15 protein-coding genes are annotated in these 13,954 nt (G+C 66.8%); 11 read left to right on the forward strand and 4 right to left on the reverse strand.

The features are described 5' to 3' along the window. Nucleotides 1–133 precede the first annotated feature (133 nt). Nucleotides 134–451, reverse strand: coding sequence for a DUF3732 domain-containing protein (locus tag ACTG4X_RS06375; RefSeq protein WP_440534367.1), 318 nt, complete (start codon nucleotides 449–451; stop codon nucleotides 134–136). A gap of 83 nt (nucleotides 452–534) precedes the next feature. Between ACTG4X_RS06375 and ACTG4X_RS06380 the strand changes: the two genes are divergently transcribed. Then, nucleotides 535–1,476 carry an AraC family transcriptional regulator gene (locus tag ACTG4X_RS06380; protein ID WP_440533471.1) on the forward strand — a complete coding sequence of 314 codons (942 nt, stop codon included), beginning with the start codon at nucleotides 535–537 and terminating at the stop codon, nucleotides 1,474–1,476. Nucleotides 1,477–1,619: 143 nt separating this feature from the next. Then, nucleotides 1,620–1,910 carry a putative quinol monooxygenase gene (locus ACTG4X_RS06385; RefSeq protein ID WP_440533472.1) on the forward strand — a complete coding sequence of 97 codons (291 nt, stop codon included), beginning with the start codon at nucleotides 1,620–1,622 and terminating at the stop codon, nucleotides 1,908–1,910. A 28-nt stretch (nucleotides 1,911–1,938) separates the two neighbouring features. Here ACTG4X_RS06385 and ACTG4X_RS06390 read toward each other — a convergent pair whose 3' ends face one another. Further along, nucleotides 1,939–2,895: a LysR substrate-binding domain-containing protein gene (locus ACTG4X_RS06390; protein ID WP_440533473.1), complete on the reverse strand. Its 957-nt coding sequence runs from the start codon at nucleotides 2,893–2,895 to the stop codon at nucleotides 1,939–1,941. Between the two features lie 122 nt (nucleotides 2,896–3,017). Here ACTG4X_RS06390 and ACTG4X_RS06395 point away from each other — a divergent pair, with 122 nt between their 5' ends. Both ACTG4X_RS06395 and ACTG4X_RS06400 read left to right on the forward strand, forming a co-directional pair. Beyond that, on the forward strand, nucleotides 3,018–4,463 hold the full coding sequence (locus ACTG4X_RS06395; protein WP_440533474.1) for an MFS transporter: 1,446 nt from the start codon (nucleotides 3,018–3,020) through the stop codon (nucleotides 4,461–4,463). 500 nt (nucleotides 4,464–4,963) lie between these two features. Continuing rightward, nucleotides 4,964–5,530, forward strand: a complete 567-nt coding sequence (locus ACTG4X_RS06400; protein WP_440533475.1) for a DUF3455 domain-containing protein — start codon at nucleotides 4,964–4,966, stop codon at nucleotides 5,528–5,530. A gap of 15 nt (nucleotides 5,531–5,545) precedes the next feature. Here the strand turns inward: ACTG4X_RS06400 and ACTG4X_RS06405 are convergent, their stop codons facing one another. Beyond that, the gene (locus ACTG4X_RS06405) at nucleotides 5,546–6,745 is read right to left on the reverse strand and encodes an MFS transporter (protein ID WP_440533476.1); all 1,200 of its coding nucleotides are present in this window, start codon (nucleotides 6,743–6,745) and stop codon (nucleotides 5,546–5,548) included. Nucleotides 6,746–6,830: 85 nt separating this feature from the next. Here ACTG4X_RS06405 and ACTG4X_RS06410 point away from each other — a divergent pair, with 85 nt between their 5' ends. After that, entirely contained in the window at nucleotides 6,831–7,460 is a 630-nt protein-coding gene (locus ACTG4X_RS06410) for a 2-hydroxychromene-2-carboxylate isomerase (protein WP_354338833.1), read from the forward strand. 23 nt (nucleotides 7,461–7,483) lie between these two features. Then, nucleotides 7,484–7,825: a hypothetical protein gene (locus tag ACTG4X_RS06415; protein ID WP_097200149.1), complete on the forward strand. Its 342-nt coding sequence runs from the start codon at nucleotides 7,484–7,486 to the stop codon at nucleotides 7,823–7,825. Nucleotides 7,826–7,850: 25 nt separating this feature from the next. On the opposite strand, the gene ACTG4X_RS06420 is transcribed toward ACTG4X_RS06415, so the two are convergent. Next, nucleotides 7,851–8,762, reverse strand: a complete 912-nt coding sequence (locus ACTG4X_RS06420) for a LysR family transcriptional regulator (RefSeq protein ID WP_093078589.1) — start codon at nucleotides 8,760–8,762, stop codon at nucleotides 7,851–7,853. A 198-nt stretch (nucleotides 8,763–8,960) separates the two neighbouring features. On the opposite strand from ACTG4X_RS06420, the gene ACTG4X_RS06425 reads away from it, so the two are divergent. The 5 genes from ACTG4X_RS06425 to ACTG4X_RS06445 all read left to right on the forward strand — a co-directional run bounded on the left by ACTG4X_RS06425 (nucleotide 8,961) and on the right by ACTG4X_RS06445 (nucleotide 13,920). Then, the gene (locus ACTG4X_RS06425) at nucleotides 8,961–9,614 is read left to right on the forward strand and encodes a hydrolase (RefSeq protein ID WP_093056307.1); all 654 of its coding nucleotides are present in this window, start codon (nucleotides 8,961–8,963) and stop codon (nucleotides 9,612–9,614) included. 26 nt (nucleotides 9,615–9,640) lie between these two features. Continuing rightward, nucleotides 9,641–9,934, forward strand: a complete 294-nt coding sequence (locus tag ACTG4X_RS06430) for a DUF1427 family protein (protein ID WP_440533477.1) — start codon at nucleotides 9,641–9,643, stop codon at nucleotides 9,932–9,934. Nucleotides 9,935–10,029: 95 nt separating this feature from the next. Further along, entirely contained in the window at nucleotides 10,030–11,925 is a 1,896-nt protein-coding gene (locus tag ACTG4X_RS06435) for an amidohydrolase (RefSeq protein ID WP_440534368.1), read from the forward strand. Between the two features lie 2 nt (nucleotides 11,926–11,927). Further along, nucleotides 11,928–12,326, forward strand: coding sequence for a DoxX family protein (locus tag ACTG4X_RS06440; protein WP_093056393.1), 399 nt, complete (start codon nucleotides 11,928–11,930; stop codon nucleotides 12,324–12,326). Continuing rightward, nucleotides 12,319–13,920 carry an MFS transporter gene (locus ACTG4X_RS06445; protein ID WP_093078593.1) on the forward strand — a complete coding sequence of 534 codons (1,602 nt, stop codon included), beginning with the start codon at nucleotides 12,319–12,321 and terminating at the stop codon, nucleotides 13,918–13,920. Before ACTG4X_RS06440 ends, ACTG4X_RS06445 begins: the two co-directional genes overlap by 8 nt. The last annotated feature ends 34 nt before the right edge of the window (nucleotides 13,921–13,954 follow it).

The following is a 13,954-nucleotide window of genomic DNA, read 5'->3' on the forward strand; positions in this document are numbered from 1 at the left end:
GGGGTTGGGGCAGAAGATAGTTGATTCAGAAGCAATTATTAAGCTCCGTGAGCTATCGGGGTCCGGCGAGATGCTCTCATCGCTAACCGGACTGCGTCGAGGCGACGCCAAAGCATTTCAATACCGAACAACTCTAAAGGTCAGGTCTCAGGAGGACGGGAGCGTAGCCACGCTGGAGGTACGAGGGCCTTTGCCTTTCCTCGCCATTCTTCAACTGGATGAACATTGGACAATCTGCCCCAACCTCTTCATCCGCGTGGTTGAGCACAATTACTTGTATGCGACCTCGAGCCTGCTTTACCTCTGCATCTAACAGCGTGAATACTTTGCGGACTGCGGCCACATCTTCCATCCGCCAGTCCAGATCTTCTGCTGGTTCATTTTCTCGCACCACTCGTTTGACTGGGAAGTAGAAGCGCTGCGACAGAACATCGGCAGCACCCAATAGCACCGGCCGCGCGCCCCGGCAACGGGCGCGCGCCAACCGGCAGCGCTGCGCATTTCGCTTTTCTTCTTCTCCCCACAACAAAACCGATGCCAACTGCGCCCGTTGCCGACAACAAGCCCGAGGCCATTCCTACCGCCGCCTGGGCCCGTCTGCGCGACATGGTCGCGGCGCGAACCCCTGCGGATGGCCGCACCGATGCGCTGTATCCAGGGCTGCGCTGCTACCGGTTCTCGCGCCCGGTGCGTTACGAGAAAACCCAGCGCCTCACGCCGGGCGTGGTGGTGGTCTTGCAGGGCCGCAAGACCGCGTACCTCGGCGACCGTCGTTCGCTCGACTACGGCGCCACGCAGTGCCTGGTGCTCGGGGCCGAGGTCGCGTGCCTCGGCACGGTCGTCGGGGCGAGCGCCGAGCATCCGTACCTCGCGATTCATCTCGACCTGCCGCCCGACATGCTGGTCAAGTCTTTTGTCGCGCTGGCAGAAAGCGGCACGCTGGCCGAGCCCGCCCGCGTGACCGAGAACTTCACGGCTGCGGTGGGGCCGGAGGTGGTCGAGGCTTTTGCCCGCCTGCTGCTGGCGGCCGACGACCCGGTGGATCGCCGCACGCTCGCGCCGCTGGCAGTTGAAGAAATCGTGCTGCGGCTGCTGCGCTCCGAGGCCGAGGCCGCGGCCGCCATCCGCAGCGCGGGCGCCGTTACCAAGGCCGGTGCACGCATACAAACGGCCATCGCCTTCATGCGTCGCCATTTGGGCCGGCCACTGTCGGTGGCCGAGATTGCCAGCCACGTGCACATGAGCCCTTCGCACTTCGCGCACAGTTTTCGCGAGGTGGCCGGGGTCACGCCGATGCGCTGCATTCGCGACCTGCGCCTGGAAGAGGCGCGCATGCTGATGCTGGGCGCGGGGCTGCGGCCGGGCGATGCGGCTGCGAAGGTGGGGTTCGAGAGCGCGGCGCATTTCAATCGCGCGTTTCGCAGGCGCTTCGAGGCAACGCCTGCCGAGTACGTGCGGCGCGTTCAGTCGGGCTGATTGACTGACTCACCGACATGGGGGCGGCTGCGTCTTTCGCAGCCATGGTCAATTTCTTCGCAGCTTCGCGCCTTGGCGTGGGGGAGGGCGCTGGCTAACCTGCCGTCTGCCTTTTTCTTCAAGCAAACGACAAAGAAACTCCCATGAACCCGATCAACGTCATCATCACTTTCGAAGCCAAGCCCGAGCGCGCATCCGCGTTCGCCGAACTCATGCAGCAGGTCAAGCAGTCGCTGCCATCGGCGGATGGATGCCGTGGCGTGCAGCTGTTCGGGCGCGCCGACAACGACTGCGTGTTCACGCTGGTTGAGTCGTGGGAGTCACGCAGCCACCATCAGGCTCATATCGCGGGCGTGGTGTCGTCCGGTGCTTGGGACACGATGGCGGCTGAGCTGGCTGGGGCGCCTGTCAGTAGCTATTGCAACGAGCTTTGATGCAGCGCGGTGGGGTGAGGGCGATCAATCAGGCAGTCGGCGGTGCGCCTGCCTCCCTCAGCAGCCATTCCCGAAACGCCACAACCCGCGCATCCTCCCCGCTCCCCTGCGGATACACCAGGTGATACGCATACGGCGGCGCCATGCGCACGCCGACGTCGAACAGCCGCACCAGCCGCCCCTGCGCCAGGTCGCCCGCAATCATGTCCAGGTCGGCAAGCCCCACTGCGCCGCCTTCGACCACGGCCTGCACCACGTAGCTCGAATCGGCAAAGCCCACGCACCGGCTGTCGTCGAAGTTGTCGTCGACGCCGGCCGCGGCCATCCACATGCGCCAGTTGGGCCAGGTCATGGTGTCGGTCTTCCAGTCGACATAGCACAGCGTGTGGTGCAACAGGTCGCGCGGCTCGTTCAGCGGTGGCCCGGTCTCGATGAGCCTGGGGCTGCACACGGGCACGATGAGGGTGTCGAACAGCCGGTCAGCGCGCGCGCCTTCATAGCTGCCGGTGCCGAAGCGGATGGCAATGTCGATGTCATCGGCCTCGAAGTCGCGCAGCGTGTCGGTGATGTCGAAGGTCAGCTCCAGCCCCGGGTTGGCGGCCCTGAACTGCGGCAGCCTCGGCAGCAGCCAGTTGGTGGCAAAGCGCGCGCTCAGCGACACGCGCAGGTGCGCCGCATTGCGCGTGAGCTTGCGGGCGCGGCCTGCGGCGCGGTGCAGGGTGTCTAGCGCGTCGGCGGTCGCCTCGAACAGCACGGCGCCGGCCGGCGTGAGCTGAATGCTGCGGCTGGTGCGCGTGAAGAGCACCACGCCCAGCTGGTCTTCAATTTCCTTGATCTGGTAGCTCACGGCCGCGGGCGTGAGTCCCACCTCGTCGGCCGCGCGCGTGAAGTTCAGGTGCCGCGCGGCCGCCTCGAAGGTTCGCAGGGCGCGAGTGCCAGGCAGCATGCGGTTGTTCATCGGCGTCGGCGTCGTCGTCAGTGCCATCGATCTTCAAGCTCCATTTGACGGTTCGTTGAGAACTACTCGTTTTGCAAGGCGCGAGCGGCGCGGGACGATCGAGCCAATCGAATCAAAAGAAACCATGGATTGATTGGAGCAATTGAAAAATGTCTGCCAGCTTGAACCCGTGCGACGCGCGCCCTGACGATGAAGGCGTTGCTGTTGTCGCAGCGGAGAGAAACAAAGACCCCCTGCATTGGCCCGCGCGCATGTGGATTGCGCTGCTCATCTTCAGCGGCGTGATTCTGCTCGATGGGCTCGACATCTCGATGATTGCGGTGGCAATCCCCGAGATCCAGCACGCCTTCGGCATTGGCGCGGTCACGGCGCAATGGCTGGTCAGCGCGTACATCCTGGCCTTTGGCGGCTTTCTGCTGCTGGGCGGGCGCTGCGCCGACCTGTTCGGCCGCAGGCGCGTGCTGGTGGCGGGGCTGGCGGTGTTTGCGCTGGTGTCGCTGGGCGGCGCGTTTGCCACCGACGCGGGGCTGCTGATCGTCTCGCGCTTCATCAAAGGCATGGCCGCGGGCTTCACCGGGCCGGCCGCGATGTCGCTGCTGACCACCACCTTTGCCGAAGGGCCGGCGCGCAACAAGGCGTTCGGCATCTTCAATCTGTTCGAGGCCTCGGGGTACTCGTCGGGCCTGCTCATCGGCGGGCTGCTGGCAGCGCTGAACTGGCGCTACATCTTCGTGCTGCCGATTCCGGTCGCGGTGCTGCTGTTGCTGGCCGCGCTGCGCTACCTGCCGCCCGACCCGCCGCGCAACACCAAGGCAGGGGGACAGCAGCGGCTCGACATCGGCGGCGCCGTCACGCTGGTGGCGGGCATGCTGCTGATGGTGTTCACCGTGGTGTCGGCGGAAGAGGCCGGCTGGGCTTCGCTGCGCACGGTTGGCGGGTTCGTGGCGGCGGTGGCGTTGCTGGCCGGCTTTGTCGTCATCGAGCGCACGGTGAAAGAACCGCTGGTGCGGCTGGGCATCTTCCGCAACCGTGGGCTGGTGGCGGCGAACGTGAGTGCCGCACTGCTGTACGGCGGCGCGATGGGCTTCCAGTTTCTGATTGCCCTGTACCTGCAGAACCTGCAAGGCTGGAAGCCATGGCAGATGGCGCTGGTGCTGCTGCCGGCGGGGCTGATGGTGGTCGTCATCGGCCCGAAGATCGGTGCGCTGATCAGCCGCTTTGGCGTGACGCGTGTGTTGATGGTCGGGCTGGTGGCTTTTGTGCCGTGCTATTTGCTGATGCTGCGCATCGGGCCTGAGCCTGATTTGTGGGGCGTGCTGCTGCCGGCTTCTGTGCTGTGGGGCGTGGGGTTTGCGCTGAGCATTTCGGCGTTGATGGTGGCCGGCACGAATGGTGTTGCCGACCATGAGCAAGGGCTGGCGGCTGGGCTGCTGAACAGTTCGCTGCAGGTGGGTGGGGCTTGTGGGCTGGCAGTGCTGACTGCGGCGATTGCGCCTGGGACGGAGCTGGCGATGCTTTATCCGGGGGTGGGGGTGATATTGGGGTTTGCGGTGTTGACGTTGTTGGCCCAGGGGGTGGGGTTCGGGCGGAGGTAGGGGGTGTTGCGTCACTGCTCTGGGCCCCGGATCGGGACAGGATCACGCGAAGCATGGAGGTCCAGCTGGCAAGCTTGAGAACTTGTTCGGCTGGAACTTCTGCAGAGTTCCAATCGAACACGATGCCAATGCTCTTGATTGGGCTGCATGCATGAGCGGCTGAAGTGACCAACGTCGCTAGCGCTGCAGCCAAGTGCCAGGCAGTTGCTCGGCGCTTTCTCATGTAACGCCTGCGATGCAGGCCGCGAATTTCTCGATTCATCCATTACCTCCTGAGTTGATGACCCGGGAGGTGCACGCGGCCAGGACGGAAATCACGGTTGTCTATCGTCAGTCGCCCGTTCGTATTTCACGGCGAGACGCGTATTCGATCCGTGGCTTGCCCCCACCGCGAGAAGGTGAAATCTCTTCCTCCACATCCAAATCCATCTCCGGTGCGTAAACGCCCCAGCAGCGAGGAGCTGCTGTCCGTCTACCTATCTACAACCAGGAGAACTTTCATGCACACCACCCGTCTCATCGCCGCGCTCGGCGTCGTCCCGGCCGTTGCCGTGCTCATCGCATGCGGCTCCATGTCTTCAGGCCCGATGGCCCCCGCGTTCAACCAGTCCAGCCTGCCGCCGACAATCCAGGTGCCGGCCGGCAACAAGGTCGCCATGGAAACCGTGGGCAAGGGCGACATCACCTACGAATGCCGTGACAAGGCCAACGTGCCCGGGCAGACCGAGTGGGTGTTCGTCGGCCCCGATGCCAAGCTGTGGGATCGCGGCGGCAAGCAGGTCGGCAAGTACTACGGTCCGCCGGCCACCTGGGAGTCGAACGATGGCTCCAGGCTCACGGCCACGCAGCTGGCGGTGGCGCCCTCGGGGCCGACGAGCCTGCCGTTCCAGCTCGTGAAGGCGAATCCGGCCGTGGGCACCGGTGCGATGACTGGCGTGACCTACATCCAGCGGGTGGCGTTGCAAGGCGGCACAGCGCCAGCGACCGTGCCGTGCACGCCGGCCACCAAGGGGCAGAAGCAGGTTGTGCAGTACCAGGCTGACTACATCTTCTGGAAGGCGTCCTGAGCGGCGGGGCCGCCGTCAGGTTTGCGTGGCGTCGGCTTTCCTGCGGGCGGCCACGGCTGAAGCAACGCCGATCGCACCCACCAGCAAACATACCGAAAAGATCACCCCACGCGTCTGCGTCGCATCGGCAAACGCACCGACGATCAACCCCGCAAGCGGCTGCGTCAGGTTGTTCAGCAGCACGATCACGCCGGTGGTCTTGCCGTAGTCCTGCGTCGGAATGATGCGCTGCCGGTGGATGCGGATGTAGATGCTGAACATCTTGTCGAACCCGATGACCAGCAGGAAGCCGGCCGCATAGCCCCAGTGATTGGTGCTTGCGGCCGTGAGCAGGCCGCCGGCCAGTATCAGCAGGTAGGCGGTGATGCCCATGTGCTTCAGCGCGATCGATCCCCGGATGATCGCCAGCAGGATCACGATGGTCGCCACGGCCCCCAGTGTCTGCAGCCACGCGTAGTAGGTGGCAGAGCGCTGGTGCAGCCCGGTGACCATCGCGGCGGAAGAGGCCAGCGTGGTGCCGAGCATCAGGTTCACGCCTGCAGTCAGCATGGTCAGTCGCAGCAGGCCCGGCAGGCGCAGCAGATGGCCGAGTGCGGTGGCGATGGGTTTCAGCAGATGCTGCCCCGGCTCGCCCTGCGGCTCGTGCAGCTCGACGGGGTTGCCGCGCCGCCACCAGGCAGTGGCTACGTCGGCCAGCAGGAACAGCGCCGCCGCAGCGCACACTGCCGCCTGCCACGGCCACACGGCAATCAGCGCAGCCGCCAGCAGGGGGCCGAGCACCATGCCGGTCTGGTCGGCGGTCTGCGCATAGGCCAGCACCTTGTCGAAGCCCAGGCCGCGGGTTCCGCTGGCGATCTGCGGGAGCATCACCTCGCGGGCCATCATTCCCTGCGTGGTGAGCACGCCGCACACGGCCGACAGCCCCACGAGCCACCAGATGCCGCCCATGGCTTCGTTGGCCAGCACGCCGAGCACGCAGGCCAGTGCCCGAAAGATCTGGCTGCCGCGCAGCAGCTTCAGCGGCGACACCCGGTCGCACAGCGCGCCGCAAACGGGAAACGAGAGAAAGCGCGGCAGCGTCTCGGCTGCGAAGGCGTAGCCCGACCAAGCCACGTCCTGCGTCACTTGGAACACCACGAGCGGCACCAGGAACAGCAGGATCTGGTCGGCCAGCCTGGAGAGAAACAGCGAGAAGAGAAAAGCGGGGAACTTCATCGCGCCGGCATGGCCTGCGCAAACCCCAAGGGGAGAAGGGTGGGGAGCGCGGAGGCGTCGGGCATGCGCTGAAGATAATCGAAACATGATCGCGCTCGACTGCTACTACAGCCTCTCTTCCCCCTGGGCCTACCTCGGCGGCCCGCAACTGCAAGACATCGTGCGCCGCCACCATGTGCGGCTCACGCTCAAACCGTACGACTTCCAGGCCGTGGTGCCGCAGACCGGCGGCATTCCGCTGAAGACCCGGCCCGAGCCGCGCCGCACCTACCACGCGCTGGAGCTCGCCCGCTGGAGTGACTACCTCGGCATGCCCATGAACCTGGCGCCCGCGCATTACCCCAAGGGCGCGCCGACCGACCCCAACTGGAACAAGTACCCGGGCTGGATGGTGATCGCCGCGCAGCTGCAGGGGCTCGACGCGCAGCCGCTGTCGCATGCGTTGCTGCGCGCACTGTGGGCCGAGGAGCGCGACACCTCGCAGGCCGAGGTGCGCATCGCGGTGGCCGACGAGACCGGCTACGACGGCGCTTCGCTGCAGGCACTGGAGCAGGCGGCCGAGACGCTGGCGGCCTACCGGGTCTACAGCGCGGAGGCGGTGGAGGCAGGCGTGTTCGGGGCGCCGACTTTCATCCTGAACGGCGAGCGGTTCTGGGGGCAGGACCGGCTGGCGTTCCTCGACCGGGCGCTGGACAAGCTGCGCGCGGCGGGCTGAGCGCTCCTGCAAAGGCCGGCTCGATGATCGACCGCATCCTGTCGAAGCACGGAGAGGTCATCGCCGTCATCGACTACAGGGCTGACGAAGACATCCCGTACTGTTTCTCCGCCCGGATTCTTGAGAACCGGTTCCCGCAGGGGTTGGTCGCGCTCATCGATGAGTACAACAGCCTCGTCGATGAAGGCGCGCTTTCGCTGCTCGATGAGGTCGAGGAACGGATCTACGCCTACGGGCTGAGGTTGACTGAGCGCGACGAGAAGCTGTTCTGCATCCGTCTGGATGACGAGGCTTCCATGTGGTTCTTCACGAGATATCCGACAGGCGGCGGTTTCGTGTCCGACTATCCGGGCACGGCCGGGTAGGTCCGCAAGGCGCTGCCGCGGCGGCTCAGAAGGCCGATCGCGGCAGCAGCGCCGGCACCAGCGTGCGATTCATCCGCTCGCGCCACCAGCGCAGCGCTTGCCCCTGCGCGCCGGTCTTCCAGGCCAGCCAGAACGCCTCGGGCGGGCGCGGTTCTTCGGTGGGCAGTTCGACCAGCGTGCCGCGCTTCAGCTCACCCACGATGCAGGCGCGCGGCAAAAAACCGTGGCCCAGGCCGGCCACCTGGCAGGCGATCTTCGCGGGCATTGACGGCACGGTGATGCGCGGCTGGCCGGCCAGCAGGCCGACGGTGCGCTCCGACAGCGTGCGCGCGCTGTCGCCCACCACGATGGCGTTGCACTCCAGCAGGTCGCCGCGCTGCAGCGGCCGGCCGAGCCGCGTGAGCGGGTGCGAAGGCGCGACGCAGAAGGCGAAGTCGAGGCTGCCCACGGTCACGGCCTGGTAGCCGCCGCCGGCCGGGCCTTCGCCCGCGGCGATGACGATGTCGGCGCGGCCCTCGCGCAGCGCCTCCCAGCTGCCGGTGAGCGCCTCGCAGCCGATGCGCAGCCGCGTGCCGCAGCGCAGGTCTTCGAAGGCACGGATGTCGTCGATGAGCGCCTGCGTGGGAATCAGCGAGTCGTGCACGAGGCGCAGCTCCGACTCGTAGCCGGTGGCGATCAGCCGCATGCGCGATTCGAGATCGCTCGCGGCGCTGAGCAGCCAGCGGCCCTCCTTGAGCATTTCTTCACCGGCGGCAGTGAGGGTCACGCGCGGGCCGTTGCGCTCGAACAGCAGCATGCCCAGTTGCTCCTCCAGCTTGCCCACGGCGTACGAGATGGTGGAGGGCACCTTGTTCAGGCGAGTGGCGGCGGCGGCGAAGGAGCCGTGGCGGGCGATGGCGTCGACGACCTCGATGGCTTCCAGGCTGAGTTTGAGCACGCTGCGGTTCCTTGAAGAAGAAAAAAGGGGTGAGAAAGGGGTGAAAAAGGAATGATCGAAAACTTCGATCATTGCCTGTGAAAAGTTTCGTCGATGACAGTTGATGCGGACCCGATGATTCAGCCCATGCCAAGGAGATTCCCTCCGAAAGCAATTGTGAATTCAATCGAATATCCACTCAACCGCAAGGAGCTTCACATGTCCATCAAGGCCACCCCCACCGCCGGCGCCAAGCTGCTCACCCCCACCGACCACACGCTGGTCATGATCGACTTCCAGTCGCAGATGGCCTTTGCCACGCACTCGATCGACGCCGTGAACCTGCGCAACAACGCCGCGCTGGTGGCGCAGGCGGCCGCCGGCTTCGGCGTGTCGACCATTCTCACGACGGTGGCCGAGAAGAGCTTCTCGGGCCCGATGTTCAGCGAGATCACCGACGCCTTCCCGGGCCAGAAGATGCTCGACCGCACCTCGATGAACACCTGGGAAGACGCCGCCGTGATCGAGCGCGTGAACCAGATCGGCAAGCCGCGCATCGTGCTGGCGGGCCTGTGGACCAGCGTGTGCATCGTGGGGCCGGCACTGTCGGCGCTCGACCAGGGCTTCGAGGTGTACGTGATTGCCGACGCCTGCGGCGACGTGTCGGCCGAGGCGCACAACCGCGCGATGGAACGCATGGTGCAGGCCGGCGCGCAGCCGATGACCTCGCTGCAATACCTGCTCGAGCTGCAGCGCGACTGGGCCCGCGGCGACACCTACGAGCTGACCACCGGCATCGCGAAAAAGGTTGGCGGCGCCTACGGCCTTGGCGTGACTTACGCCAAGACCATGTTCGGCGCACACGAAGGTTGATCGACAACGCCGAGGCGAACGAAATCATGAAGCCCTATGTCCTGTCGCTCGCGCTCGGCCTGCTGGTCGGCGTGATCTACGCACTGTTCCAGGTGCGCTCGCCGGCGCCGCCGGTCATCGCCCTGGTGGGGCTTCTCGGGATCCTGCTCGGCGAGCAGATCCCGCCGCTCATCAAGAGCGTGATCAAGCCCGATGCGGTGGCCACCTCGTGGCTGCACCACCAGGTCAAGCCGCACGTGTTCGGCGAACTGCCGAAGTGTGCGCAGCCGACGGCGGTGAACGCCGCCGAAGCCCAGTCTTCCGGCAGGCGCGACGCATGAAGCCGTCCGCAGACCCCAGCCGCCGGCGCCTCCTCGGAGCGCTCGGCGCCACCCTCGCAGCCCCCGGCCTTGCCGTCGCCTCCTTCTCCGACAACATGACCACCAACACCGAAACCCCAGACCTGATCCTGCACAACGGCCGTTTCACCACGCTGGACCGCGCCAACCCCGTGGCTGACGCCGTGGCCATCAGGGACGGCCGCTTCACCCGCGTCGGCCGCGCCGAAGACGTGCTGCCGCTGGCCGGCAGCGCCACCCGCGTGATCGACCTGCACGGCAAGCGCGTGCTGCCGGGGCTGATCGACAACCACCTGCACATCATTCGCGGCGGCCTGAACTTCAACATGGAGCTGCGCTGGGACGGCGTGCGCAGCCTGGCCGATGCCATGGGCATGCTCAAGCGGCAGGTTGCGAACACGCCGGCACCGCAATGGGTGCGCGTGGTGGGCGGCTTCACCGAACACCAGTTCGTGGAAAAGCGCCTGCCGACCATCGAGGAGCTGAACGCCGTCGCGCCCGACACGCCGGTCTTCATCCTGCACCTGTACGACCGCGCATTGCTCAACGGCGCTGCGCTGCGCGCGGTGGGCTACACCAAGGACACGCCCGCGCCGCCCGGCGGCGAGATCGTGCGCGACAGCGCCGGCAACCCCACGGGCCTGCTGCTGGCCAAGCCCAACGCGGCCATCCTCTACGCCACGCTGGCCAAGGGGCCGAAGCTGCCCTTCGACTACCAGCTCAATTCCACGCGCCACTTCATGCGCGAGCTCAACCGGCTGGGCGTGACCGGTGCCATCGACGCGGGCGGCGGCAACCAGAACTACCCCGACGACTACGCCGTGATCCAGAAGCTGGCCGACGACGGGCAGCTGACGATCCGCCTGGCCTACAACCTGTTCACGCAGAAGCCCAAGCAGGAGAAGCAGGACTTCCTGAACTGGACCGCGACATCCAGATACAAGCAGGGCGACGACTACTTCCGCCACAACGGTGCCGGCGAAATGCTCGTGTTTTCCGCCGCCGACTTCGAGGACTTCCGCCAGCCGCGCCCCGACATGGCGCCCGAGATGGAAGGCGAGCTGGAGGAAGTGATCCGCGTGCTGGTGCAGAACCGCTGGCCCTGGCGCATGCACGCCACCTACGACGAGACCATCAGCCGTTCGCTCGACGTGTTCGAGCGCGTCAACCAGGACACGCCGCTGGCCGGCCTGAACTGGTTTTTCGACCACGCCGAGACCATCTCCGACCAGTCGATCGACCGCATCGCGGCGCTGGGCGGCGGCATCGCGGTGCAGCACCGCATGGCCTACCAGGGCGAGTATTTCGTCGAGCGCTACGGCCCGGGCGCGGCCGAGGCGACGCCGCCGGTGAAGCGCATGCTCGAGAAGGGCGTGAAGGTGTCGGCCGGCACCGACGCGACGCGCGTGGCCTCGTACAACCCGTGGGTGTCGCTGTCGTGGCTGGTCACGGGCAAGACGGTGGGCGGCCTGCAGATCACGCCGCAGCGCAACCTGATCGACCGCGAACAGGCGCTGCGCATGTGGACCGAGAACGTCACATGGTTTTCGAACGAGGAAGGCAAGAAGGGCCGCATCCAGGCCGGCCAGCTCGCCGACCTCGTGGTGCCCGACCGCGACTTCTTCGCCTGCGCCGAATCGGAGATTGCCGACACCACCGCGCTGCTCACGATGGTGGGCGGCAAGGTGGTCTACGGCGCCGGCGCCTTCGCCGCGCACGACGAAGGCGCGCCGCCGCCGGCCATGCCCGACTGGTCGCCCGCGCGCACCTTCGGCGGCTATGCCGGCTGGGCCGACACCGCCGAAGGCGCGCCGATGCAGAAGGTTCTGCGCAACGCGGCCGCGGCCTGCGCCTGCGCCAACAACTGCAACGTGCACGGCCACCAGCACGCCACGGCCTGGAGCAGCAAGCTGCCCATTGCCGACCTGAAGAGCTTCTGGGGCGCGCTCGGCTGCGCCTGCTGGGCGGTGTGACGATGCGCTGGACCACTTCGCCTGCGATTCGCTGGATCGCCTTGCTGCTGCTGTGCGCCGCCTATCTTCAGGGCGGGCTGAACAAGGCGATGGATTTCAACTCGGCCCTCGCGGAGATGAACCACTTCGGCCTGTCGCCCGCCGGCCCGCTGGCCGTGGCGGTCATCGTGCTGGAGCTCGGGGCCTCGGCGCTGATCCTCGCCGGTCGCCTGCGCTGGCTCGGTGCGCTGGCGCTTGCGGGCTTCACGCTGATGGCGACTTTCGTGGCGCTGCGCTTCTGGCAGATGCCGATCGGGCAGGAGCGCTTCATGGCGGCAAACTCCTTCTTCGAACATCTCGGGCTGGTCGGCGGCTTTCTGCTCGTCGCCTGGCATGACCTGAAGGAGCGCGCCCATGTCTGAACCTTCGCACAGTGCGGTCGCACCGGCACCGCAACCCGGCGCCTTCGCGCCGCTGCGCCAGCCGGTGTTCGCGGTGCTCTGGGCTGCTACCGTGCTCGGCAACATCGGCAGCTTCATGCGCGACGTGGCCAGCTCGTGGCTGGTGACGGACCTGTCGGCCAACCCGACGGCAGTGGCGCTCATCCAGACGGCGGCCACGCTGCCGATCTTCCTGCTTGCGATTCCTGCGGGGGTGCTGTCCGACATCCTCGACCGGCGGCGCTTCCTGATCTTCGTGCAGGTGGTGCTCGCGGCCGTGAGCGGTGCGCTGCTGGTGCTTTCGCACACAGGCGCGCTGACGGTCGAATACCTGATCGCGCTGACTTTCGTGGGCGGCATCGGCGCGGCGCTGATGGGGCCGACCTGGCAATCGATCGTGCCGGAGCTGGTGCCGCGCAGCGATCTGAAGAGCGCGGTGGCGCTGAACTCGCTGGGCATCAACATCGCGCGCTCCATCGGCCCGGCTGCGGGCGGGCTGATTCTTGCGAGCTTCGGCGCGGCCGCCACCTATGGCGTCGACGTGCTGAGCTACGTGTTCGTGATCGCGGCGCTGCTGTGGTGGAAGCGCCCAGCGCCGGTCGACAGCGGGTTGTCGGAAAACTTCTTCGGCGCCTTCCGCGCCGGCCTGCGCTACACACGCGCCAGCAAGGAGCTGCACGTGGTGCTGCTGCGCGCGGCGGTGTTCTTCCTGTTCGCCAGTTCGGTATGGGCGCTGCTGCCGCTGGTGGCGCGGCAGATGCTCGGCGGCAGCGCGGGCTTCTATGGCGTGCTGCTCGGCGCCGTGGGCGCGGGCGCCATTGGCGGCGCGCTGGTGCTGCCGCGCCTGCGCGCCCGGCTCGACGCGGACGGCATGCTGCTGCTGGCCGCGCTGCTCACCGCGGCCGTGATGGGCAGCCTGGTCTTCGCGCCGCCGAAGTGGCTGGCGGTGCTGCTGCTGTTGCTGCTGGGCCTGGGCTGGATCGTTGCGCTGACCACGCTCAACGGCGTGGCCCAGTCGATCCTGCCGAACTGGGTGCGAGGGCGAGGGCTGGCCGTGTACCTCACGGTGTTCAACGGCGCGATGGCTGCGGGCAGCCTGGGCTGGGGCCTGGTGGCGCAGCAGATCGGCGTGCCGGCCACGCTGGTGGCGGGGGCTGTGGGGCTCGTGGTGGCCGGGCTGGTCTTCCATCGCGTGCGGCTGCCGGCCGGCGAGGCTGACCTGCAGGCATCGAACCACTGGCCTGAGCCGCTGCTCGCCGAACCGGTGGCGAACGACCGCGGGCCGGTGATGATCCAGGTCGAGTACCGCATCCGCAAGGAAGACCGCCCTGCGTTTCTCGATGCGATGAAGCGCCTGTCTCTGGAACGCCGCCGCGACGGCGCCTATGCCTGGGGCGTGCACGAGCACACGGCCGACCCCGAGCGGGTGATGGAGTGGTTCCTCGTCGAATCGTGGGCGGAGCATCTGCGCCAGCACCATCGCGTGTCGAAGGCCGATGCCGACCTGCAGGGCGAGGCGCTGCGCTTTCACATCGGGCCGGGCAAGCCCGAGGTGCATCACTTTCTTGCGATCTGATTTTTCCTTCCCTTCCTTCCTTCTTTCTTTTTTT

This window comes from Variovorax sp. YR566, from assembly GCF_051992195.1.
Classification (GTDB): Bacteria; Pseudomonadota; Gammaproteobacteria; order Burkholderiales; family Burkholderiaceae_C; genus Variovorax.